This window comes from Streptomyces sp. NPDC024687, assembly GCF_055559055.1.
Genome location: NZ_JBVHLJ010000001.1, coordinates 511655 through 534145 on the forward strand (window position 1 = coordinate 511655; position 22491 = coordinate 534145).

At 69.8% G+C, this 22491-nt stretch carries 19 protein-coding genes and 1 pseudogene; 12 read left to right on the forward strand and 8 right to left on the reverse strand.

Going from position 1 to position 22491, the window contains the following annotated elements:
* Positions 1–40 precede the first annotated feature (40 nt).
* The 3 genes from ACZ39I_RS02250 (at position 41) to ACZ39I_RS02260 (ending at position 3061) form a co-directional block, all read left to right on the forward strand.
* Positions 41–181 carry a hypothetical protein gene (locus ACZ39I_RS02250; protein WP_467241875.1) on the forward strand — a complete coding sequence of 47 codons (141 nt, stop codon included), beginning with the start codon at positions 41–43 and terminating at the stop codon, positions 179–181.
* A 357-nt stretch (positions 182–538) separates the two neighbouring features.
* The gene (locus ACZ39I_RS02255; RefSeq protein ID WP_467241877.1) at positions 539–1975 is read left to right on the forward strand and encodes a carboxylesterase family protein; all 1437 of its coding nucleotides are present in this window, start codon (positions 539–541) and stop codon (positions 1973–1975) included.
* A gap of 63 nt (positions 1976–2038) precedes the next feature.
* Positions 2039–3061: an alcohol dehydrogenase catalytic domain-containing protein gene (locus ACZ39I_RS02260; RefSeq protein ID WP_467241879.1), complete on the forward strand. Its 1023-nt coding sequence runs from the start codon at positions 2039–2041 to the stop codon at positions 3059–3061.
* A gap of 48 nt (positions 3062–3109) precedes the next feature.
* Here the strand turns inward: ACZ39I_RS02260 and ACZ39I_RS02265 are convergent, their stop codons facing one another.
* Entirely contained in the window at positions 3110–3946 is an 837-nt protein-coding gene (locus tag ACZ39I_RS02265) for a helix-turn-helix domain-containing protein (RefSeq protein WP_467241881.1), read from the reverse strand.
* A gap of 205 nt (positions 3947–4151) precedes the next feature.
* Positions 4152–6596, reverse strand: coding sequence for a SpoIIE family protein phosphatase (locus ACZ39I_RS02270; protein ID WP_467241883.1), 2445 nt, complete (start codon positions 6594–6596; stop codon positions 4152–4154).
* Between the two features lie 136 nt (positions 6597–6732).
* Between ACZ39I_RS02270 and ACZ39I_RS02275 the strand changes: the two genes are divergently transcribed.
* On the forward strand, positions 6733–8196 hold the full coding sequence (locus ACZ39I_RS02275) for an aldehyde dehydrogenase family protein (RefSeq protein WP_467241886.1): 1464 nt from the start codon (positions 6733–6735) through the stop codon (positions 8194–8196).
* 674 nt (positions 8197–8870) lie between these two features.
* Here the strand turns inward: ACZ39I_RS02275 and ACZ39I_RS02280 are convergent.
* Together ACZ39I_RS02280 and ACZ39I_RS02285 are read right to left on the reverse strand one after the other, a co-directional pair.
* Complete coding sequence (locus ACZ39I_RS02280; protein ID WP_467241890.1) at positions 8871–9293, reverse strand: hypothetical protein; 423 nt, start codon at positions 9291–9293, stop codon at positions 8871–8873.
* A 20-nt stretch (positions 9294–9313) separates the two neighbouring features.
* Positions 9314–9475 carry a hypothetical protein gene (locus ACZ39I_RS02285; RefSeq protein WP_467241893.1) on the reverse strand — a complete coding sequence of 54 codons (162 nt, stop codon included), beginning with the start codon at positions 9473–9475 and terminating at the stop codon, positions 9314–9316.
* Between ACZ39I_RS02285 and ACZ39I_RS02290 the strand changes: the two genes are divergently transcribed.
* The 3 genes and pseudogenes from ACZ39I_RS02290 to ACZ39I_RS02300 form a co-directional block, all read left to right on the forward strand.
* The gene (locus tag ACZ39I_RS02290) at positions 9474–10181 is read left to right on the forward strand and encodes a phosphotransferase (protein ID WP_467241896.1); all 708 of its coding nucleotides are present in this window, start codon (positions 9474–9476) and stop codon (positions 10179–10181) included. The genes ACZ39I_RS02285 and ACZ39I_RS02290 overlap by 2 nt on opposite strands.
* A 180-nt stretch (positions 10182–10361) precedes the next feature.
* Positions 10362–11321 (forward strand): DUF1152 domain-containing protein, encoded by a 960-nt coding sequence (locus tag ACZ39I_RS02295; RefSeq protein ID WP_467241899.1) that lies wholly within the window; start codon positions 10362–10364, stop codon positions 11319–11321.
* Between the two features lie 57 nt (positions 11322–11378).
* A pseudogene (locus ACZ39I_RS02300) lies at positions 11379–11647 on the forward strand (IS5/IS1182 family transposase); the annotation flags it as partial.
* Between the two features lie 44 nt (positions 11648–11691).
* On the opposite strand, the gene ACZ39I_RS02305 reads toward ACZ39I_RS02300, so the two are convergent.
* Both ACZ39I_RS02305 and ACZ39I_RS02310 read right to left on the reverse strand, forming a co-directional pair.
* On the reverse strand, positions 11692–12432 hold the full coding sequence (locus tag ACZ39I_RS02305; protein ID WP_467241901.1) for a DUF4232 domain-containing protein: 741 nt from the start codon (positions 12430–12432) through the stop codon (positions 11692–11694).
* A 232-nt stretch (positions 12433–12664) separates the two neighbouring features.
* Positions 12665–13843, reverse strand: a complete 1179-nt coding sequence (locus ACZ39I_RS02310) for an aminotransferase class I/II-fold pyridoxal phosphate-dependent enzyme (protein ID WP_467241904.1) — start codon at positions 13841–13843, stop codon at positions 12665–12667.
* Between the two features lie 184 nt (positions 13844–14027).
* On the opposite strand from ACZ39I_RS02310, the gene ACZ39I_RS02315 reads away from it, so the two are divergent.
* Positions 14028–14246 (forward strand): acyl carrier protein, encoded by a 219-nt coding sequence (locus tag ACZ39I_RS02315; protein WP_467241908.1) that lies wholly within the window; start codon positions 14028–14030, stop codon positions 14244–14246.
* 23 nt (positions 14247–14269) lie between these two features.
* Positions 14270–15466 carry a beta-ketoacyl-[acyl-carrier-protein] synthase family protein gene (locus tag ACZ39I_RS02320; protein WP_467241912.1) on the forward strand — a complete coding sequence of 399 codons (1197 nt, stop codon included), beginning with the start codon at positions 14270–14272 and terminating at the stop codon, positions 15464–15466.
* Here the strand turns inward: ACZ39I_RS02320 and ACZ39I_RS02325 are convergent.
* Together ACZ39I_RS02325 and ACZ39I_RS02330 are read right to left on the reverse strand one after the other, a co-directional pair.
* A complete protein-coding gene (locus tag ACZ39I_RS02325) occupies positions 15395–16273 on the reverse strand; it encodes an SDR family NAD(P)-dependent oxidoreductase (protein ID WP_467241914.1) in 879 nt (292 codons plus the stop codon). The two genes, ACZ39I_RS02320 and ACZ39I_RS02325, sit on opposite strands and share 72 nt — an antisense overlap.
* A gap of 90 nt (positions 16274–16363) precedes the next feature.
* Positions 16364–17668, reverse strand: a complete 1305-nt coding sequence (locus ACZ39I_RS02330) for a wax ester/triacylglycerol synthase domain-containing protein (RefSeq protein ID WP_467241918.1) — start codon at positions 17666–17668, stop codon at positions 16364–16366.
* 411 nt (positions 17669–18079) lie between these two features.
* On the opposite strand from ACZ39I_RS02330, the gene ACZ39I_RS02335 reads away from it, so the two are divergent.
* From ACZ39I_RS02335 to ACZ39I_RS02345, 3 genes are all read left to right on the forward strand, one after another.
* On the forward strand, positions 18080–19390 hold the full coding sequence (locus ACZ39I_RS02335) for a cytochrome P450 (RefSeq protein WP_467241921.1): 1311 nt from the start codon (positions 18080–18082) through the stop codon (positions 19388–19390).
* A gap of 474 nt (positions 19391–19864) precedes the next feature.
* Positions 19865–22243, forward strand: a complete 2379-nt coding sequence (locus tag ACZ39I_RS02340) for an MMPL family transporter (RefSeq protein ID WP_467241924.1) — start codon at positions 19865–19867, stop codon at positions 22241–22243.
* A 70-nt stretch (positions 22244–22313) separates the two neighbouring features.
* The gene (locus ACZ39I_RS02345; RefSeq protein WP_467243332.1) at positions 22314–22484 is read left to right on the forward strand and encodes a hypothetical protein; all 171 of its coding nucleotides are present in this window, start codon (positions 22314–22316) and stop codon (positions 22482–22484) included.
* The last annotated feature ends 7 nt before the right edge of the window (positions 22485–22491 follow it).

The window sequence follows — 22491 nt, forward strand, 5'->3', positions numbered from 1 at the left end:
GAGGAGCGGTGTTGGTCCGCTGCCCAGGGGCGCCGAGCGCGTGCTGCTGGTGTTCGCCGGTGATGTGACGTGGCTCGACGAGGCCGACGCGGCCGTCTTCGGGTTCGTCGTACGGCGCGTCACGGATGCTCCGATCGAGCAGGACCTTGCCCGACAGGGGCGGCGTAAAAGCTCCCGGTAGGGAGCCGGCGGGATGCTCGCCACGACCCGGTCACCGGCGCGGGCCGCCTCCTCGGGTGTCGCGGCGCGGGCTCGCCGGCCGCGGCGACAGCCATCCGGGCCAGGGGTGCCGCCTCCTGCGCATCTCCCTCGACTGCCAGGGAGTACAGCTCCGTAGCTCTCACCGCATGCGCTGTTGGAGGAGGAGCCCATCGCCTGCACCGAGATCTTGTTGCCGAAGTGTCACCTGGTGACCACTGGGTGACCGCCACCGGCCGGGCGTTTTGTCGGATCCGGGGAAACGATGGGGGACGTCACCGCGAGCAACCAGCCGCCGAAGTACCGCGCGAACGCCCGAACCGCGCTGGAAGGAGATGTCATGACCGCTACCGCTCCCAAGGCGCCGACTGCACCAGGGGTGCGGTCCTGGTGGGGGATCCCCTACGCCACCGCCGAGCGGTATTGCCGCCCCGTGGTCGCGGACTTCGATCCGGACCGACCCTATGACCGCAAGGGCGTCGTCTCCGTCCAGCCCGACAGCGGCGACTGGCTCGAAGCGGACAGCGGGATGGGCGAGGACTGTCTGAACCTGAACGTGTGGGCCCCTGAGCAGCCGGCCGACAAGGCGCTCCCGGTGACCGTGTACATCCACGGCGGCGGATTCGAGTACGGCGCGAACACCCAGATCACCTCCAACGCCGCCGGTCTCGCCGCGACGGGGCGCGTGGTGAGCGTGTCGGTCAACTACCGGCTCGGCGCCCTGGGCGCGCTCTCCCTCTCGCAATACGGCGGGCGACTCGCCGAGGCAAGCAACCTTTTCCTCCAGGACGTCATCGCCGCACTCACCTGGGTCAAGCGGAACATCGCCCACTTCGGCGGCGACCCCGACCAGGTCACTGTCTACGGCCACAGTGCCGGCGCCTACTCCACCTTCGGTCTGCTCGGCGCCTCCTCCGCCGACGGCCTGTACCGGCGACTGGCCGGGTTCTCCGGCGGGCCCGCTCGTAGCGTCCCGGCCTGGTGGGCCGAGGACCTCGCGCACCTGTTCGTCACCGAACTCGGCGTGGCGGACAATCCGGAGAAGCTGCTCGACCTCGACGCGGTCTTGCTGAGGGACGCCCTGCGCAAGGTCGCCCCGACGGATCTCGGAGTCCGCGGCGGGGTGGACAACAAGGCCACCGGCGTCGTCCTGGATATCGGGCAGCCCGGCGCGGTGGTGCACGCCCACCCCATGGACGTCCTCGCCTCGGGCGCGCACCGCGATGTCGACGTGCTGCTGAGCATGGCGAGCGACGACATGGGGTGGTGGGTGGCGAACGACCTCGACCGCTTCGACCCGCACACCCTCGACCGCGTCGTCGACGAGGTGGCGGGGTGGCGTATTTCCCGCTCCCGCGCGAAGAAGATCGTCGATGCCTACGACCAGGGCGGCCGTACCCCGGCCGAGGTCCGCGCCGCGGTCATGGCGGACTACCTTTTCGCGCTCCCGGCCGCCCGCGGCGCCCTGGCGCACGCCGCCGCGGGCGGCAACGCCCATCTCCTGATGATCGGGCCCGCCGAGGGCGCGCCCGCGGTGCACGGCACCGAAATGTACGCCCTGGTCGGCCAGGAACAGCCGGGCCGCAGCGCCGAACAGGCCGAGCGTGACACGCGGATCCGCGACATCGTGCTCGACTTCGCCACCGGTGAGCAGTCCCGTCTGTGGCCCGCCGTCACGGACGAACCCACCTCGGGCAGCGTCGGCAACCCGCCCTTCGAGGCGGCCGCCCACTACCAGAAGGTCCTCGGCCTGTGGGAGGGCATCGACCGTCCCTGACGGCTGGCGGGACACCATCCGGAAGAGTGCACCAAGGGGGCGAAACAGAGTGAGGAACTCGGTATGAGCCGACCGACAGCAGCCGGCGACGGCGCGCCGGCGACGATGCGGGCCGTCGTCGTCACCCGGCCCGGCGGCCTGGACGCACTTCAGATCAAGGACCTGCCGGTGCCGGTACGCAAGCCCGGCTGGGTGCGGATCAGGGTGAAGGCGTTCGGCGTCAACGAGTCCGAGGTCACCACCCGCAAGGGCGAGTCGGACGCGGTGGTCACCTACCCGCGGGTTCCCGGCATCGAGGGCGTCGGCCTGGTCGATGAGGCCGACGAGGACAGCGGACTGCGCCCGGGCCGGCAGGTGGCCACCATGATGGGCAACATGGGCCGCTCGTACGACGGCGCGTACGCCCAGTACGTCACCGTCCCCGCGGCACAGATCATCCCGTTCGAGACCACCCTGCCGTGGGACGTGGTCGGCGCCCTGCCCGAGATGTTCCAGACCGCTTACGGCTCCCTGACCCGCGGCCTGGACCTCAAGGCCGGACAGACGCTGCTGATCCGCGGCGGCACCTCCACGGTCGGGTTGAGCGCGGCGGCGATGGCCAAGGACATCGGCGCCACCGTCATCTCCACCACGCGTCACGCAGGGCGTGCCGACGAACTGCGGGCCATGGGCGTCGACCATCCGATCGTGGACGACGGACACATCGCCGAGAAGGTCCGGGACCTCGCACCACAGGGCGTGGACGCCGCGCTGGAACTGGTGGGCTGCACGGCCCTGCCGGACACCTTCGGATGCGTGCGCGTGCACGGCACCGTCTGCTTCACCGGTGCCCTGGGCGGCGCGTGGGCCATCCCCGACTTCACCCCGTTCATGATCCCCAGCGGGGTGCGGCTGACCAGCTACGCGGGCGAGGCCGCCGACCTCCCGGCCGACGTCTTCGCCGATCAGCTCCAGGCCATCGCGGAGGGACACCTCAAGGTCCCGATTGCGAAGGTCTACCAGGGCCTGGAGCAGGTCCGGGACGCCCAGGCCGACCTCGAATCCGGCACCACGCCGGGCAAGCACGTCGTCGTCCTGGACGACTGAGAACTGATGGCGGGAAGCGCCAAGGCCATCGCCGCGAGACCGCTGCCGTCAAGCGTCGGACCTCGCTTCGCGGGCCGCGAAGGCGGCCGGGGTGAGACCGGTGCGGTCGCGGAAGAAGCGGCCGAAGTTCGCGGGATCGGTGAAGCCGAGGTGGACGGCCACAGCCCGGGCATCCCATCGGGCACCTCCCAGCAGGCGCCGGGCTTCCAGGAGACGCCGCTCGTCGATCAGTTCACGTACCCCCTTGCCGGTGGCGTCCCGGGCGGCACGACTCAGGGTGCGGACCGAACAGCCCAGCAACTCGGCGTAATCCGCGGCTTGGTGCAGCTCGCGAAAGCGCAGCTCCAAGGCGTCCAGGAAGCGCCCGTACCTCTCGGCACGGCCCGCGCCGGCCGTGGCCGCGGCCGTGCCGATGGGGGCGATGCCCGGGGAGTTGGCCAGGCGCAGCAGCAGCGATTCGAGCAGGCTGCGCCGCAGGGCGTGGTGGATGTCGAGGGGGCGGCGCCCCAGTGCGCGGTGTTCGTCCAGGAGCTGGAGCGCCGTCTGCTGGAGCCAGGCGGCGTCGTCGGGGTGCGGGCTCAGCACGGCAGGGGCCTCGTGCGCGGTGAGCGGGGCCAGGAGACGGGCGACGTCGGGCCGCAGCACGTCCGGTTCGAACAGGACGAACGGGCCGCGAGCCACGCTCGGCGGATGCCAGCACTGCGCATGCCCGGGACGCACCCACAGCCACTGGCCGGGGGCGACCGTCCGCGTGACGTAGTCGACGTCATGCCGCAACTCACCCTCGGTGACCCCGATGAGGTAGTGGAAGGTGGCACGGCCCGGACGGGGCGGGTTCCACGGCCAGTCGCCGTGCTGGACGAAGAAATCCTCGACGGTACTCACCTCGAGGCCGTACGGAGTACCGACCGGGGGCTGGAAACCGTACAGCGGAACCGGAGCCGGTCCGGCCTGCTCGCTCAACCCCGAGTGTCGCTTCTCGACCATCACGTGTCCGCAGCCTACCCGCAACGGCTACGAAGCCCAGATCAGCGAACGGCTACGCCACTGGAACGCCCTGCGTGCCCGCCGACGCAGCGGCTGATGTCATTCAGGCCGTGGGGAGTGCCTGTTCGGCCCAGATGGTCTTGCCGTCGTAGGTCTGGCGGGTGCCCCAGCCCTGGGTGAGCTGGGCTACGAGGAGCAGGCCGCGGCCGCCTTCGTCGAAGGTGCGGGCACGGCGCAGGTGGGGGGCGGTGTTGCTGGCGTCGGAGACTTCGCAGATGAGGTTGCGGTCCCGGATGAGCCGGAGCTGGATGGGGGCGCCGCCGTAGCGGATGGCGTTGGTGACGAGTTCGCTGACGACCAGTTCGGTGACGAAGGCGGCCTCGTCCAGGCCCCAGGTGGCCAGCTGCCGACGCGTGTTCTTACGGGTCTCGGCGACCGCTGCGGGATCCGCCGGCACGTCCCAGGTGGCGACATGTGCAGCGTCCAGGGCGCGGGTGCGGGCTATCAGCAGCGCCACGTCGTCGGCGGGGCGGTCGGGGAGAAGCCTCCGGATCACGGTGTCGCAGGTGTCCTCCAAGGACGCGGCCGGCCGGGCCAGCACCTCGCGCAGCGCGTCGAGGCCTTCGTCGATGTCGCGGCCACGCTCCTCGACGAGACCGTCGGTGTACAGCGCGAGAAGGCTGCCTTCGGGCAGTTCGATCTCGGTGGCTTCGAAGGGCAGGCCGCCGAGCCCCAGCGGCGGACCCGCGGGGAGGTCGGGAAACTCCACGGTGCCGTCCGGCGTCGCCACCGCGGGTGCGGGGTGGCCCGCGCGAGCCATGGTGCAGCGTCGGGAGACCGGGTCGTAGACGGCGTACAGACAGGTCGCGCCGATGTCGCCGACGGTGTCGGCTGCGGTTTCGGCCTCGGCGGACAGGCGGATGACCAGGTCGTCCAGGTGGGTCAGCAGCTCGTCGGGCGGGAGGTCGACATCGGCGAGGGTGCGTACGGCGGTGCGCAGCCGCCCCATGGTGGCCGAGGCATGAATGCCGTGGCCGACGACGTCGCCGACGACGAGCGCGACCCGGGCGCCGGACAACGGGATCACATCGAACCAGTCGCCGCCGACGCCGGCCTGCGCGCTGGTGGGCAGGTAGCGGGAGGCGGCGTCGACGGCGGCCTGCGGGGGCAGCCGTTGCGGCAGGAGACTGCTCTGCAGGGTGAGGGAGGTGCGGCGCTCACGGTCGTAGCGGCGGGCGTTGTCGATGCAGACGGCGGCCCTGGCGGTGATCTCCTCGCCGAGGAGCAGGTCGTCCCGCTCGAAGGGTTCGGGGCGCCGGTGGCGGGAGAACGTCGCCACGCCGAGAGTGATGCCGCGGGCGCGCATCGGCACGGCCAGCACCGAGTGGAAGCCGTAACGCCGCATCCGTTCGGCCCGGTCCGGGGCCTGGGTCGCCACCTGGTCCATCGCGGGCGCGGTCACGTTCTCGATCAGCGGTCGCCCGGTGCTCAGGCACCTGGCCGCAGTCGACTCGTCCGGGTAGGCGGCCACTGTTCCGCGCTCCACCACGACCTCGGGGCAGCCCTCCAGCACCGACTGGTAGGCGACACGCCGCAGCATGACCGGGCTGGGCGGGGAGCTGGCGCGTGGGTCGTCGCCGCCTTCGATGGCGGGCAGCAGGTCGACGGTGACGAAGTCCGCGAGGTGCGGGATGGCGACGTCGGCCAGTTCCTGCGCGGTCCGGGCCAGGTCCAGGGTGCTGCCGATGCGGATACTGGCCTCGTTGAGCAGGGCCAGGCGCCGTCGGGCCAGGTGCTCCTCGGTCACGTCGGAGGCGGAAAGGAGCACGCCCCGTACCGTTCCCCCGGCGTCCTTCACGGGGGTGAGCGACGTCGACCAGATGCTCTCGCTCCTGTGGCCCGCCAGGCGCAGGACCTGCTGCAGATGCTGCTGCTCTCCGGTCTCCAGCGCCCGCCGCATGCACTGCTCCGTCCGGTCGCCCTCCGAGTCGACCACGATCTCCGACACCCGAAGCCCCTGCATCGCCGCTTCGGGCAGGCCGATCACCCGCTCCATGTCCGCGTTCGCCCGCCGCAGCCGCAGACCGGTGTCGTAGAGCGCCGACGTGGCCGGGGACTGGGTGAACGCCCACCTCAGCAGCGCGTTGTCCTGGAGGGGTGACGGCGGCCGGGCCAGGGGGGAGACCAGGAGCCACTCGTCGCCCCCGTCGTCCTCGGAGTGGGGTTCCCGGCGGTGGGCCAGCAGGTTCACTGTGAGGTGGTGGCCGTCCGAGTGCAGGAGAGTCGCCGCCCCGTTCCACCTCGGCAGCGTGTGCAGGGAGCGCAGCGCCTCGGCGGGCGGCTCCCCGGCGAGCAACGGCGCCGCGGGCCGGCCGATGACCTCCGCGGACCGGTATCCGAGCAGCCGCCGTGCGCCCTCGCTCCACCCGGTCACGACGCCGTGGGGATCCACCGTGGCTCTGGCCGTGGCGGACTCGTCGACGGGGTCCCCCGGCCGCCACGCCGCCCGGTCGTCGTCGGCGGCTTCAGAACCCGTCATCACGTTCATCCGCCCTCACCTCGGTCTTTCCACCGTGCGTCCCGGCCCGGCCACGAGCAAACCGACGGGGAAATGATTGAACATATAAGCTTATAAGGTCATAAGCCCCAAAAGGCTACCAATCCATCGATGATGGGGTCCTGCCATGACTGCCACCAGCGAGGGGACATGGCCGGACGCGGCCGATTGGACCGGGAAGATCTACAGCGGCGGCTGGCGGCAGTCCGGGGGCGGGACCCAGCCCGTGACCGAACCGGCGACGGGGGAGCGGCTGGCGGAGGTGGGTGTGGCGGCGCCCGCGGATGTCGCCCGGGCCGGTGCCCTGGCCGCCCGGGCTCAGCGGGCCTGGGCCGAGACGGCACCTCAGGAACGCGCCGAGGTGCTGCTCCGTACCGCCCGGGCACTGCGCGACCACAGCGGGGACGTCCGCCAGTGGATCGTCAGGGAGTCCGGAGGCGTCCCGGCGAAGGGCGACTACGAGATCGCGGCCGGACTCAGTCAGCTGTCGCAGGCCGCCGGGCTCGCCGCGCTGCCCCACGGCGAGATCCTGAGCCCGCCGACACCCGGCCCGGCCAGCTACGCGTGGCGGGTACCGCTGGGTGTGGTCGGCGTCATCAACCCCTGGAACGCCCCCCTGCTGTTCGCCATGCGGGCCCTCGCGCCCGCCCTTGTGCTGGGCAACGCCGTCCTGCTCAAACCCGATCCCCACACGCCGGTGTCCGGCGGCATCGTCGTGGCGCGGCTGTTCGAGGAGGCCGGACTGCCCGAGGGGCTGCTGCACGTTCTGCCCGGAGGCCCCGGCACCGGTGAGGCGGTCGTGGCCGATCCGCACGTCGCCATGGTCGTGTTCACCGGGTCCACCCGGGCGGGACGGGCGGTGGCCCGGGCCGCGGGCGACGGGCTCAAGCGGGTGGCCCTGGAACTGGGCGGCAAGAACTCGATCGTCGTGCTCGACGACGCGGACATCGAGGCCGCCGCGGCGGCCGGGGCGATGAGTTCCTTCGGCTATCAGGGGCAGGCCTGCGTCGCCGCCGGACGTCATCTGGTGCACGCCGACATCGTGGAGCCGTACACCGAGGCACTGATCGGACAGGCCGACGCGCTGCGGGTCGGCGACCCCCGCGAGGAGGGTGTGGCCCTCGGCCCCGTGATCAGTGAGCGTCAGGCGGCGAACATCGAACGCATCGTGGACGAGAGCGTGGCCGCCGGGGCACGGGTGCTGGCCGGCGGACGCCGCGACGGGCTGTTCTACCCGCCCACCGTCCTGGACCACGTCGCGCGGACCATGCCCGCCTTCACCGAGGAGATCTTCGGGCCGGTCGCCCCTGTCGTCGCCTTCCGTACCGACACGGAGGCCGTCGAGATCGCCAACGACACCGTGTACGGCCTCACAGCGGCCGTGCACTCCCGTTCGGTGTCGCGGGCCGCGGCCATCGCCGAGCAGTTGCGCACCGGCATGGTGCACCTCAACGACGTCTCCGCCAAGGACGCCGCGAACGCCCCCTTCGGCGGAATGGGAGCATCGGGCAACGGCTCCCGCATCGGCGGCACCGCCAATCTGGAGCAGTTCACCCAGTGGCGCTGGATGACGGTGGCCGAGGGGGTCTGACGGGCCGCTCGTTCGGCGGTCGGTGGCGGCGGCAGGGCTTGTGCCTGTAGGCCCAGAGGAGGCGGTCTCGTCGTCACGCGTCGGTAGGCGGCTTCCCGGCCGAGGCGGCGGTGGCCGGTTCGCAGAGACTCACCGATCACCGCCGAGGGCACCTTGACCAGGCTCAGTCCTTGCTCCGCGCGAGCGTCCCCGAAACGGCTGCCGGTGCGGTGACGGGCCATCAGCGTGGCCGGGGCGGTACGTGAGGAGACCCCGGTCTTGCGGAAAACGCGGAGACAGGGGTCTCCACGAGTTCGGCCATCTCCCGTTCCCGGGCGGTCAGGGTGGTCGGCCGCCGGGTGAGTTCGGCGCGCTCGGGTGACCTTACGGAGCTTTACGGAGCCTCGAAACCGCCACCGGGCGGACGGGTGGCGTCGGCGAGGCCGACCAGCACGCCGCGGCGCCCGCCTTCGCGCGCCGCGGCCCCCTGAGCCAGGCACGCACGGCGCCCCGGCCATGGCCCGCCGCCGCTTCCAATGGGGTGCCGAACAGCAGGGAGTTGACCTTCCAGAAGACCGCGCCGCAGCGGGCGCCTCGGAGCCTGTCTCTCAATTGCAAGGACGGGCGTTGCGGTAGCTGAAGTGATGTGCACGGTGACTTCGGCCTGCCGCAGCAGTCTCCCCCGGGCCCTTCCTTCAGCGACGCGGCGAGCCGGTGGACCTGGGGCATCCCGGCCGACCGCGGCCGGAGGCCCGGGCAGGCCGGGATCTCTGGACCCGGGCCTGCCCCCGCGGATATTTCCAGAGGTGTGTGCTCGCTCGTCGCTTTCTGAGTGCTCTGAGCACCCGCCAGACCAGGAGGACTTGGACGATGCCCGCGATCGCCTGCACGGAGGGTGCATAGGTGTCCGGACCGGGGCTGTGATCGCCGATGCCGAAGACCACCGTGGCGAGGAGAAACAGGACCGTCGTCACGACGCCCGAGGGAAAGGTGATGACGGAGAGGACGACGGCCGCGGCGTCCTTGCCCTGTTCGACGCTCAGGTAGTCGAGGGCGAACACCACCACCAGGTAGGCCAGGGCGAGCAGCACGACAGTTCTTGGGGACGGAAGGTTCACGGTTCTCTTTCTCGGGCCCGTCACGCGTCGCCCACGCTGTTGATGGAGGGGGTCAGGTCCTTGAGGCTACTGATGAGTTTGTCCCAGGTGCTCTTCGCCTTCTTCCGACAGTTGTCCTCGCCGACGAACCAGACGTCCACCCCGAGTGGGAGGTCGCCCTGCGACGGATACGGTCCCTGCATGCAGACGGGTGGGTTACTCGGCTCCGGCCGCAGCGCGGACGTGTTCGCCATCGATGATCACTGGGTCCTTCGCCGATACCGCGACGGCGGCGACGTCACCGCCGAAGCCGCTGTGATGGACTACCTCGCGGAACACGGATATCCGGTGCCCCGCCTCCACAACCCGGCGAGCGCCGGAGGCAGTACGGCGCCGCGAACCGACCTGGTGATGCAGCGGCTGCACGGCCCGTCCATGCTTCAGGCGCTGTTGCAGGGCATGATCACGGCCGAGGAAGCAGGAGCGGGGCTCGCCGATCTGCTGCACCGCCTGCACGCGGTTCCCGCGCGGGTCTCCGACGATCCCGCCAATCGGATCCTCCACCTCGACCTGCACCCGGACAACGTGATGCTCACCTCGGACAGGCCCGTGGTGATCGATTGGCGCAACACCCAGGAAGGGCCACCCGGACTGGACTGGGGAATGTCGGCCCTGATCCTGGCGCAGGTCGCTGTCGGCAACACGGCTCTGGCAGCGCCGGCCCGGGCAGTACTCGCCTCACTGCTGACACACCTCGGCCCCGCGATCAGCCTGGGCAGCACCGACTCCGGATGCCTCGCGGAAGCCAAAAAGAAACGGGCGGCCGACCCGTCAATGAGCGAGAGCGAGACGCGCCTTCTCGATGAAGCCATGGGGTTGACACTTGAGCTGACGCCCGCCCGACCTTGAACGACAAGCTCGGACCAAGCCCCTTGCCGGCATCCCTGCTCTCTCACCACGCAGAGCACTTCGATGCCCTCCCGCAAGCAGCGGTCGAGCCTGGAGGCCTTCGCCCTGTTGCTCTGCGGCTCCGTCGTCGCGTCGAGAACTCGGGAGCGCCCGGTGCCGGGTCCCGGGAGAATGATCGGTATGACGTCTCTCCACTCCAACCCGCTTTTCACTCGGCTTGCCGACGCCGAACGGATCCTCGTCTCGGGGGCGGGTGGAGGCTTCGACATCTACTCCGGCCTGCCATTGGCTCTTTCCCTCTTGCATCAGGGCAAGCAGGTGTATCTCGCCAACCTTTCCTTCAGCGCACTCGAGGGTCTTCCGATCGATGACTGGGTCGCCCCCGACCTGGCCGCTGTCACTCCCGACTCCGCTCTGCACCAGAGCTACTTCCCGGAGCGGACCCTCGCTCAGTGGCTGCACCGGCACGGCTACCCGTCCACCGTGTACGCCTTCCCCCAGACCGGGGTGCGTCCGCTGCGCGCCGCCTACCAAGCACTCGCCGAGCTGCACGGTGTCGATGCTGTGGTACTGGTCGACGGCGGTACGGACATTTTGATGCGCGGTGACGAAGCCGGGCTCGGCACTCCGGAAGAGGACTTGACCAGCGTGGCAGCACTGGCCGCGCTGGACGACATACCAACCCGCCTCGTCGTTTCAGTCGGCTTCGGTGTGGACGCGTACCACGGCGTAAACCATGTGCAGGTATTGGAGAACATCGCCGCGCTGGAGCGCGACGGCGCATACCTCGGTGCGTTCTCGATACCGCGTGCCACCCGTGAGGGCGCTCTCTACCTTGACGCGGTGACGCACGCTCAGCATCACACCCCGGAGTACCCCAGCATCGTGAACGGTTCCATTGCGGCAGCCGTGCGCGGCTCGTTCGGCGATGTCCGGTTCACCGACCGCACTCGGGGCAGCGAGTTGTTCGTGAACCCGCTGATGTCCCTGTACTTCGCCTTCGACCTCCCGGGCCTGGCAGCCCGCTGCCTCTACCTGGACCGGATCGAGGACACCCACCTGATGCGCCAAGTCCATTCACGGATTGCCGAGTTCCGCGAATCCACAGTGACTCGCCCGCCCCGCGGATTCCCGCACTGATGACCGGGCCGACAATGCGCTGCCCGCTCGGTCCGTGTCCTCCGGTACCGCGTCGAAGCGGTGGATCAGCACCCAGCGACCGTAGTCGATCGCCTCACCGCCGGACGGGCCGGTGACGCGCCCGCCTTCACCGACCTCATGGCCCGCCTGCGCTTCCCTCGTCGGGCGAGGCCGGCCCCGCACCAGGCCTGACCTGGTCCTGCCGATAGCGCGGACACCGGCTACGTCGGGGCAGCCGCGGCGGCAGGCCACCGGCCTTCGACCGCGACACGTACAAGCAGCGGAACACCGTCGAACGGTGCATCAACCACCTGAAGCAGTGGCGCCGCCGCACCACCTGAGGGCGTACGGCGGTCCCCCGCGCCACTGCTCAGAGCTGGATGATCGGGCGCATCGCCAGTCCCTCGGTGCCGGCCCAGCCGTTGACCCGCGCCGCGTCGTCGACGGAGACCGTGTCGAGACCGTCGGGCAGGTCGAAGATGAGCGTGCCGCTCAGTTCGGTGCCCTCGCCGGCGACCAGGGTGGCGGTGAAACGGTCGGACTGGTCGTACTGCGCCTCGCCGCCCTCGTCGTTGCCGAAGACGTACAGGCCTGCGTACGCCTTGCCGCCTCCCTCGACGACGACGGGTTCGGTGTCCGGTTCTCCGAGCGTATCGACGATCGGGGCGTCGTTGCCGGCCGTGAGCCGCACCTGCGGCGCGTCATTGAGGACGCACGGCGTCCTGGTGCTGTTGGTGACGGTCAGCAGGAAGTGGCGGGGGGTCTCCCCTGAACCGTCCTGAAGCTCGACCGCGGTGTTGAGCCCGGTGACCTGGCAGTCGGCGTACGCGGTGCCGTTGCCGCCGCCGGTCTCGCCGCCGTCCCCGGTCCCCGCGCCCGTCGTGCTGCTGCCGGTCCCGGAGTCGCCCGTGGGCTCGGTGCTCTCCGACGTACTCCCCCCGGCCGAGGCGGAGCCCGAGCGGGCGGCGGTCGGCGATGCGGCTGCCTTGTCGTCACCCCCGGAGGGCTGGCAGGCGGTGGTCGTCAACAGAGCCGCGACCATGGTCGCGCCCAGGACGACGCCCCGCAGGCCCCGACGCGATGAGCCTGCTCCGACCGTTTTCGCGTTCATGCCGTTTCCTCTTCCCCCGTGACCGACCGAAGTCGGCCGATGTGTACGCGACATGGCTAGTCTTGCCACTCGGGGAAGCCGGATGACCGTCGGCCCGCGTTTGTTACAGCCCTCGCACGAACCAGCAGCCGTGACGTGACCATGACTCCGAGAGCCGCTGCTGAAGATGAGAGTTGATCTGCCCGCACTCGGGCTGCGTGGCCATGGCAATGCTGCCCGGCGCACCCCCGCATCATTGAGGATGCCGTGCTTCGTTTCGCCCCACCGCCTCGAACGCGGCCAGTACCCGCATCAGTTGCTCGTCGGTGTGCGCGGCCGTCAGCGTGACGCGCAGTACCTCCCGGCCCGCCCTGACGGCGGGATAGGTCATCGGGGTGGTGAACACTCCCGCTCGGCACAACTCTCGCCACATGCGCAGGCACCGTTCACGCCCCTTGACGAGGACAGGCACGATGGGGGTGGCTGACCTGGGGGTGTCGTAGCCGAGCGCCCGCAGGCCGTTGTGGAGTTGTTCGGCAAGGTTGAGCACCCGTACGCGGCGCTCCGGTTCGCTCTGGAGGATGTCGAGTGCAGCCAGTGCCGCGGCGACGTTGGCCGGCGATGAGGCTGCGGTGAACATCGACGTCCGGGCGTGGAAGCGGAGGTAGTAAATGATTTCGGCGGGCCCGGCGATGACGCCGCCGACGGAGGCCAGGCTCTTGGAGAGGGCGCTGGTGACCAGCAGGGGCCGCAGTCCGAAGTGATCACCGGCACCCGCGCCGTTGGGGCCGAGCACCCCGAGATCGTGGGAGCTGTCCACCACGACGTGCGCGCCGTGACTGTCGGCCAGTTTCATCATGTCCGGGAGTTTGCAGAGGTCTCCGTCGACGGAGAAGATGCCGTCGGTGAAGATGAGTTTTCCGGCGTCTTCGGTTACAGACGCCAGCAGTTCTTCCAGATGGACCATGTGGCCGTGCAGGAATGTGCGTTCGTTTGCATCACCCAGACGGATTGCCTCATCCAGCGAGGCATGGTTCGAAGAGTCGCTGAAGACGTAACAGTCTTCCGCCAGCAGCGGAGCCAGCATCAGATTCGCCTGGAAGCCGGACGGCAGAACAGCAGCTGCCTCCTGCCCCAGGAAGCCGGCCAGTCGGCCCTCCAGTTCCTCGTGCAGGTCCAAGGAGCCGCAGGCCGCGCGTGATCCCCCCAACGAGGTGCCGAAACGCCGCACTGCATCGACGGCTGCTTCCCGTACCCGAGGGTCGGCTGAGAGACCGAGGTAGTCGTGGGAAGCGGCCATGATCACCCTGGCGCCCCGGAACTCGACCTCGGTGCCACCGGACGGACCACTGACGGTCTGGTAGTAGCAATCAGCGCCCGAATCACGCAGATGGCCGACCGCCCAAGAGCGGCATTTCTCCTGCACGTCCATCCGAATGATCTCCAGTTTCGGTCGAAGCGATACGGGCCGGCTCGGCAGGCAGATTTCTGCGCCCGTCGGCAATATGTCATCTCGGCGCTTCGGTGCACCAGTTCAGCTCTGGAGGAAGATGTGGAGGGGGGAAGCGGTGATATCTTGGCGCGCCTTGTTCCTGATTCCAGCCCATGGAGAATTCATGTCATTCGATGAACTGAAAAATATTATGATTTCTCTTGGGATTCCCGAGTCGGATATCAGGCTGGATGCCGGACGGGAGGACGCGGGCCTCGACTCCATCGGCGTGGTGGAACTGGCCTTGGTACTGCGCCGGGAGAAAGGTCTGTCGGTGACGGAGGATGAGATCAAAGCCGCCGACACGATCGCGGACATCGCGGCGCTCGTGGCGGCGCGGTGAGCTTGCGCAGAACCGTCCAGGACGTGTGCGTCACCGGCCTCGGCGTGGTGTCACCGGCCGGCGACGGCTGGCACGCCACCTGGGACCGGGTGTGCGAGGGAGCGCCCACTGCGGCACTGGGGCCGCCGACGCCGGTCCCGCACCTGGCCTGCTCCGTCCCGGACTTCGACGCGGCGCGCCTCGGCCAGGCCCGTTACCGTAGGCCCGATCGGTGCACTCAGTTGGCACTCCTCGCCGCACACGAGGCGCTGAGCGATGCCGGTCTGGATCCAGCGCGCTGGGACGGGGCTCGCGTCGCGGTGATCGTGGGATCGACCTACGGCGGAGCCGGGACGCTGGAGACCGAGCACCGCGTGCTGCTGGAAGCGGGCGCACAGGAGTTGTCGCCGTATGCGGTGCCGGCCTCCTTGGGCAACTCCGTCTCGGCGCAGCTGGCGATCGAATTCGGTGCCAGGGGGCCGAGCCATACGGTCAACACCGCGTGTGCGTCGGGGGCGACCGCCATCGGTGCGGCGCTGGACCTTCTGGCCCTGGGGCGCTGTGACGTCGCTCTGGTCGGTGGCGCCGATGCCATGATCCCGCCTTACTATGTCGCCGGTCTCGACCGGGTCGGTGCGCTGTCACATCGTTTCGACGACCCTGCGGGCGCTTTGCGTCCCTTCGACCTACGGCGTGACGGCCTCGTCATGGGTGAGGGTGCCGGGATGCTGGTCCTCGAGCGCGATCCCGACGCACGGGCTCGCGGAGCGAGGACGCGGGCCCGCATCAGGGGGTTCGGTGCCTCTTCGGACGCTCACCATGTGATGAAGCCCCACCCCGACGGTGCCGGTCTCGCGGCAGCCATGCGCGAGGCACTCGCCCGGGCCGGCGCATCGGCGGAAGACGTCTCGCACGTCAACGCCCACGGCACTGGTACGCGGCTGGGCGACAGGGTGGAAGCGGCCGTGCTGGCCGAGCTGTTTCCCCACCGTCCTTTGGTGACATCCACCAAGGCGGTGACCGGGCATCTGATGGGGGCGGCAGGTGCGGTGGAAGCGGCCCTCACCGTGCTGGCGGTCGAGCAGGGCCTCGTGCCGCCGACCGCCAATCTGGACGAGCTCGATCCGGCGGTAGCCCTGAACATCCCCACCAAGTGTCGGGAGAAGCCGCTACAGCTGGCACTCTCCGTGTCCGCGGGCTTCGGAGGCCAGAACGCCGTGCTCGCCATCACTCCCTGCTGACTCCGGCACTCGGGCACCCGGGCCGGCGTCTCCGAGTGCCACGGTCGTGAAGTCGTCGGCCAGGCCGGGCAGCGTCAGGATTCGTCGCGGAAGGTGCCGCAACAGACCGGTGATCAGTTTGTAGCGCAGGCTCGGCACGCAGACGACGGGCGGGCGGCGCCGGTGGAGGACCCGCACCACCCGCTCCGCGACGTACGGCGACGCGAGGGTCAGCAGCGGCGGCGAGGGAGCGATCCCCGCCAGTTCGTGGAACCGTGAAGTGGTGTGTCCCAGCACCAGAGCGGTCAGAGCGACCGGCGAAGTGCGCAGGCGGCGGGAGTAGGCCAGCGACTCGGTCAGTGCCAGGCCGAACGCCTTCGACGCCCCGTAGGTCGTCCCCTGCCAGACAGGACCGGTAGCGGCCACCGACGAGACGTTCAGGACCCGCCCGCGGCCTCGATCCAACATCCCTGGCAGCGCGGCGTGCAACAGGCGTACGGGTGCGACGACATTGAGCGTCAGCATCCGCTGCTCCTGGGTCCAGGCGGTGCGTTCGAAGGACGTTCCCAATCCGGAGCCGGCGTTGTTGACCAGGATGTCGACGTCGCGCACCGCCTCGGCCACCCGCTCAATATCGGCTTCGACTGCCAGGTCGGCATGCAGGGTACGCACCGTGACCCCGTGCGCGGACTCCAGGTCGGCGGCGAGCCGGTCGAGGGAATCCCCGCTGCGTGCGGCAAGGACGAGATCGTGTCCGCGTCCGGCGAGCGCGCGGGCGATGTCCGCGCCGATCCCGTAACTTGCGCCGGTGACCAGAGCCTTCGGCATTCCTGTCTCCCTCCGGCCACGGCCCGCACAGCGGCCGGCTCGCGGCAGTTCCCCTCATGGTGTGTGCGTGTCCTGGCGGGCGGGGTGGCGTCACGGTGAGGGCACGGTCGTCCGCCTCGGCTCATCGCGGCTGAGGGTGATGTCGTGGTGCAGGCGCTCCACCGCATCCGACCACAGGGCGACGAGGTGGCCGACCTCTTCCATGGCGCGATCAAAGGTGACGCTGACGACGACCTGGCCCTTGTGGGCGAGGAATGCCATCTCGAAGAGATCCTTGTGCACGAACGCGGTCGGCACCGCCGTCTCGATCGGGTCGTCCCCCATGGCGAGCCGGCCTGGGAGACGCATGAGACCGGACGTGGCGAGGCTGTCCTCGCTCTTCGCGGCGAGACTTCGGAAGATCCGGTAGACAAGCCACTCCGGCAGGCCCACCTGTGCACGCAGTGCGCGGCGCATGCCGTCGGTCGTGACCGAGCGAGTCGCCCGGGCGATGGCAGTGACACGGGCAGTCGGGGACTCCTCCCAGAACGACAGGGGGATACGGACGGCCGAGAGCCTGTTGCCCACGGTGAACCGTTCTTCCGGTGTGCGCGTGGAGACGGGCAGATGCACGTACAGTTCGCGGCTGCGCTGTTCGGGCGCGATCCGGCCCGCCGGCAGCCAGGTACGCAGAGCCTGCGCCAAAGCTGCCAGGCAGACGTCATTGGAGGTGCCCCCCAGCGCCCGTCCGGTGGCCCGCAGCCACGCCTCGGGCACAGCTGCCGATACGACGCGAGCCTCGCCGCTCGGAGTGTGCGGTGAGGACCACTTCACCGGAGCACGCAGGCTCTTCACCGCATCGGCCAGCATCCAGGCGACGGCGCGCACCGGGATCCGGCGCCTCCAGAACCGACCTGCCGGCGGTACGGCGAGGGACGCACGTTCCGGGGAGACGGGCGGCTCCGTTCCGAACAATGCTCTCAGCGCGTCCATCACCGCCTGCCCGTCCTGGGCGCCGTGGTGAGCGCGGTAGAAGAGCACGTACTCGCTGTCGGAATAGTCGTGGATCAGCCACACTCCCCAGCGCGGCACCTTCTCGTCCAGAGGGGAGCCGAGGAGCGCGTCCACCGCCTCGTCCAGGGCAGTCGGGCCCTTCGGGGTCCTGACCTCGTGAACGTGGTCGTACGGTGCGAAGGCCGGATCGGTCTCCCACACCGTCCGGCGTCCGCGCCTGACGACCCTGCACGCGAGCGTCGGCATCCGCTCGATGCGGGACGCGATCTGCTCCTGCACCCGGCTCAGTTGCGGTGCTCGGCCCTTGGCGTGCAGGACCATTCCGATGTCGGGGTGGAAGCCGCTCTGCTCTCGCTCATATCTGATGAAACATCCGTCGACAGCATTCGGACGCTGAATCACCGGTCCACCAAGAAGTAAGGCGACGGCGTACTGCAACACCCCCGCGACGGCACGAAATAACCCCAGGGGCTACGCAGGGCTAACAGCCCGCCCGGAGCAAAGGACACGATCCGATCGCTGATCCCCTACCTGCACAGGGACAGTCCCCGACAGGCCCACCGGCGCTCTGCGGTTCGTGCGTGTGACGTCAGGCCGCGGGGCGTGACATACGCGACGCCACCGCGTTGGCCAACACACCAGATCCCATGCGCCGACGCGCCACGGCCACGGCCGTCAAGCCCCCAGCACACGACGCCGTCGCGGCCCGTGTCCCAGCGGAGAGCCACCCGTATGCGAAGCGAAACCGACCCCGCGGCAGCTCGCTGCGGATCCGAGCCGGAGGCGACGAAAGTCCCGTCGCCCTCCTACACGATGACAGCCCTCCCAAGAGCACTGCCTCTGCTCGGCCATGCACCATGGTTCGCTCTCAAACCGCTCGACTTCCTGAAGTCGCTGTCCAGCCACGGTGATCTCGTGCGCGTCCGGCTGGGCACACTCACGGCGTACGTGGTGTGTCATCCCACGCTGGTCCACCAACTCCTGCTCAAAGACCGCACCTTCGACAAAGGCGGCCCTCTCTACGACAAGCTGCGGGAAATCGGGGGAAATGGCGTGGGAACCTGCCCCGCCTCGGCGCACCGGCGGCAGCGTCGACGGGTGCAGCCTGCATTCCACCGAGACAGGATGCCAGGCCACACCCAGGTGATGGCCGAGGAACTCGCAGCACTCACGGCGCCCTGGGAGAACGGTCAGACTCTCGACGTGCCCGACGCGATGCACCGGCTCACCACAGCGGTCCTCGTCCGGTGTCTGTTCGACCCCAGTGCCGACAACTCCGACGTCCCGGCACTGCCGTCGAGCATCGACGCCCTCGTCGACGGCATCACCCGCCGTATGACATGGCCGATGCCACTGCTCCACAGGCTCCCTACGCCGGGCAATCGCCGATACGAGCGTGCCCGCCTTCACGTGCGCCACCTCACGGACGCCCTGTTGTCGAACCTCCGTGCCACGGGGGCCCCTCCCGAGAATCTGATGTCCCTGCTGGTGGGCCCCGACGCGGAGGGTGTGTGCCTGAGCGATGCCGAGGTCCACGACCAGGTCATCACGTTCCTCCTCGCCGGAGTGGGCAGCACCGCCATCACCCTGAGCTGGGCCTGGCACCTGATCGGCACCCACCCCGACATCCGGACACGGCTGCACAGCGAGGTCGACTCGGTGCTCGCCGGCCGTCCTGCCCAGTTCACCGACCTGGGCGCCCTTGAGCTGACGAGCCACATCGTCACCGAAACGCTGCGCCTGTACCCACCGGACTCGCTCCTGCTCACCCGGACTACCGCCACTGACACGGAGCTCGGCGGACACCCGCTACCAGCCGGCACCACCGTTGTCTTCAGCCCCTACCAACTCCACCGACGTCCCGACAGCTACGTCGCCCCCGACGTCTTCGCCCCGGACCGCTGGGACGCCATCGAAAAGCCCGCACCCGGCACCTTCGTGCCCTTCGGGGCCGGACCGCGCAAATGCATCGCCGACACATTCGTCCGAACCCAGGCCACGCTCACCCTCGCCACCCTGGCAGCCCGCTGGCAGCTCCGCCCCGTCCCGGGCCAGACCATCCGCCCCGTCGGCCAAGCGGTCCGCGCACCGCACAAGCTCTCCATGCAACTGAACCAACGCTGATCTCCGCCCGACAGGGCAACCGAGGGTTGAGGCTGAGGCGTGGGCAGCACTTGATCACCGGATACCGCGGGACACCTCCCGTCGGCTGCCACGCCCCGGAAACCGGGTCGCATCCGGCGCTTCCAGGGGCTCCCGTCGGCCACCTGGTGTGTGCGTGACCGGACCCGCGCTCGTCGACACCGCCCGTCGTGAGCCGGTCGCGGCGACCCCGATCCGGGTGCCGGAGTGAGTTCCCGCTCGGCGCTGAGGTTGCCGTCGCGCTCTTGATCCACCAGGACCGCGCGGTGACGCAGGCGCGGCTGCCGCTCTTGCAGGCGTCGACCGGAACACGCTCCTAGTACTGGGGTACTAACCGGCCCCGCCGGATTCGGTTCCCCAGTACGGGATGGTCGCCCGATACCGCTCCTACGTTGAGGTCGCGGGTCAGTCAGGACCGGCTCACCCAATGATCTCTTCTCCTGGTGGGAGTACTCCGTGGCCACCTTCCTCTATCGGCTCGGCCGGCTGGCGTTCCGGCGACGACGGGTCGTCGTGATGCTGTGGGTCGCCGTCCTGGCCGCCATCGGCATCGGCGCCATGACCGCGCCCGGCACCTCCTCAGGGGCCCTGAGCGTTCCCGGCACCCAGTCGCAGCGGGCGATCGACCTACTGCGGAAGGAGTTCCCGCAGGCCTCCGCCGACGGCGCCACCGCGCGTGTGGTGTTCGAGGCGCCCAGCGGGCAGAAGCTCACCTCCGCCGCCAACAGGGCCGAGGTCGAGTCCCTGGTGGCGAGGCTGGAGAAGTCGCCGCAGGTGTCGGGCGTCACCGACCCCTTCAGCAGCGGCCTGGTCAGCAGGTCCGGAACCATCGCCTACACCCAGGTGTCCTACAAGGTCGCCCAGTCCGACGTCAGCGGGGCGGCACACGCCGTCCAGACCGAGATCGTCGCCCAGGGCGGGAAGGCGGGACTGAAGGTGAGCCTGGGCGGCAACGCCGTCGAGAACAAGGCCACCAGCAAGGCGGCCGAGCTGATCGGCGTCGGGGTCGCCGCCGTCGTCCTGGTGATCACCTTCGGCTCGATGATCGCGGCCGGACTGCCCCTGCTCACCGCGATCCTCGGGGTGGCCGCGGCCGTCCTGTCGGTCACGCTCGCCACGCACTTCTTCGACCTGGCCTCGTCCTCCACGACCCTCGCCCTGATGCTGGGCCTGGCCGTCGCCATCGACTACGCCCTGTTCATCGTCTCCCGCTACCGCAACGAGATCCGCGACGGCCGCGAACCCGAGGAAGCGTGCGGACGTGCCCTGGGCACGGCGGGGTCGGCGGTCGTCTTCGCCGGCCTGACCGTGATCGTCGCGCTCAGCGGCCTGAGCGTCATCGGCATCGGCATGCTCACCTCCATGGGCCTGGCCTCCGCCTTCGCCGTGGCCGTCGCTGTGATCATCGCGCTGACCCTGCTGCCCGCCGTCCTCGGCTTCGCCGGCCCGCGGATCATGAAGGGCAGGCTGCACACCCGCCGTATGAAGGCGCTGGAGCGCGGCGAGGGCGAGTCGATGGGTGTGCGCTGGGCGAAGTTCGTCACCCGCAACCCGGTCAAGGTGCTCGCGGTCTCGGTGGCCGCCCTGGCCCTGCTGGCCATCCCCACGATGTCCCTGAAGATGGCCCTGAACGACGACTCCGGAAAGCCCCCCGGCACCACCCAGCGCATCGCCTACGACACCCTCAGCAAGGGCTTCGGGCCGGGCTTCAACGGCCCGCTCACGGTGGTCGTCGACGCCCGGGGCAGCGACGATCCCAAGGCGGCCGCCCAGGACGCGTACACCATGCTGAGCAAGCTGGACGATGTCGCGGCCGTCCGTCCTCCCTCCTTCAACCAGGCCGGCGACGTGGCCCTGCTCGGCGCCGTCCCCAAGAGCGCCCCCACCAGCGAGGCCACCAAGGACCTCGTGGGCGAGATCCGCGACCACGGCACCACCCTGCACCAGGAATCCGGTGCCGACCTGATGGTCACCGGCCTGACCGCCGTCAACATCGACGTCAGCACCAAGCTCTCCGACGCCCTCGTCCCCTACCTGGCCATCGTCGTAGGGCTGGCCCTGATCCTGCTCCTGCTGGTCTTCCGGTCGATCGTGATCCCGCTCAAGGCCGCCCTCGGCTTCCTGCTCAGCGTGGTCTCGACCCTCGGTGTCCTGGTCGCGGTCTTCCAGTGGGGCTGGCTGAAGGACGTCTTCGGCGTCGACCAGACCGGACCCATCGTCAGCCTGCTGCCGATCGTGCTGATCGGCGTGGTGTTCGGACTCGCCATGGACTACGAGGTCTTCCTCGTCTCCCGGATGCGCGAGGAGTACGTCCACGGCGCCGAACCCACGCAGGCCGTCGTGGGAGGGTTCCGGCACAGCGGCCGGGTGGTCACCGCCGCCGCGGTCATCATGGTCTCCGTCTTCTCCGGGTTCCTCCTCGACGACGAGGTACTGATCAAGTCGATCGGGCTGGGGCTCGCCGCCGCCGTGTTCTTCGACGCCTTCGTCGTCCGGATGACCATCGTCCCCGCGGTGATGGCCCTGCTCGGCCACCGCTCCTGGACCCTGCCGACGTGGCTGGACCGCGTCCTGCCGAACGTGGACGTCGAGGGCGAGAAGCTGCGCCACGCGCTCGAAGTCGAGCAGCCGGACTCCGCGCCTGAACCCGTACTCACCGGTGTCGCCGCCGGGGTCCACGCGGGCTCGGACGACCACGGCACCTCCCACGCCTCCACCGGCGTCCGCGGTTCCGACGACACGGAGACGCAGGCACCCGCCCAGCAGGCCGGCTCGACGCAGTCGCAGGCACCGGCCCGCAGGAAGCTGCTGAAGAACCCCTTGCGCAGGAGTTGACGAGAGCGAGCCGCAGCACCGGCTTGTGCACCCCACGTGCCCGACCGGTGGTGGCCGGGGCCTGGTCGGCATGCGCGAGCGCGCCGCCCCCTACCGGGGCGAGGTCACCGCCGGCCCCAACCCGCACGGCGGCTGGACCGTCCACGTCGTCCTCCACGTGCTCGCCCCGTCCAGCACCGCCCCGACGACAGGAGAAAACCCATGGGAGCCTACGCACGCGCGGCTCTGGCCGGACTCGTGAGCTGCGG

Excerpts from the sequence above, each read along its gene's own strand:
- ACZ39I_RS02255 (WP_467241877.1), top strand. The coding sequence starts at position 539 with ATGACCGCTACCGCTCCCAAGGCGCCGACTGCACCAGGGGTGCGGTCC.
- ACZ39I_RS02315 (WP_467241908.1), top strand. The coding sequence starts at position 14,028 with ATGTCATTCGATGAACTGAAAAATATTATGATTTCTCTTGGGATTCCC.
- ACZ39I_RS02260 (WP_467241879.1), top strand. The coding sequence starts at position 2,039 with ATGAGCCGACCGACAGCAGCCGGCGACGGCGCGCCGGCGACGATGCGG.
- ACZ39I_RS02325 (WP_467241914.1), bottom strand. The coding sequence starts at position 16,273 with ATGCCGAAGGCTCTGGTCACCGGCGCAAGTTACGGGATCGGCGCGGAC.
- ACZ39I_RS02305 (WP_467241901.1), bottom strand. The coding sequence starts at position 12,432 with ATGAACGCGAAAACGGTCGGAGCAGGCTCATCGCGTCGGGGCCTGCGG.
- ACZ39I_RS02295 (WP_467241899.1), top strand. The coding sequence starts at position 10,362 with ATGACGTCTCTCCACTCCAACCCGCTTTTCACTCGGCTTGCCGACGCC.
- ACZ39I_RS02335 (WP_467241921.1), top strand. The coding sequence starts at position 18,080 with ATGACAGCCCTCCCAAGAGCACTGCCTCTGCTCGGCCATGCACCATGG.
- ACZ39I_RS02345 (WP_467243332.1), top strand. The coding sequence starts at position 22,314 with ATGCGCGAGCGCGCCGCCCCCTACCGGGGCGAGGTCACCGCCGGCCCC.
- ACZ39I_RS02275 (WP_467241886.1), top strand. The coding sequence starts at position 6,733 with ATGACTGCCACCAGCGAGGGGACATGGCCGGACGCGGCCGATTGGACC.
- ACZ39I_RS02285 (WP_467241893.1), bottom strand. The coding sequence starts at position 9,475 with ATGCAGGGACCGTATCCGTCGCAGGGCGACCTCCCACTCGGGGTGGAC.
- ACZ39I_RS02290 (WP_467241896.1), top strand. The coding sequence starts at position 9,474 with ATGCAGACGGGTGGGTTACTCGGCTCCGGCCGCAGCGCGGACGTGTTC.
- ACZ39I_RS02310 (WP_467241904.1), bottom strand. The coding sequence starts at position 13,843 with ATGGACGTGCAGGAGAAATGCCGCTCTTGGGCGGTCGGCCATCTGCGT.
- ACZ39I_RS02270 (WP_467241883.1), bottom strand. The coding sequence starts at position 6,596 with ATGAACGTGATGACGGGTTCTGAAGCCGCCGACGACGACCGGGCGGCG.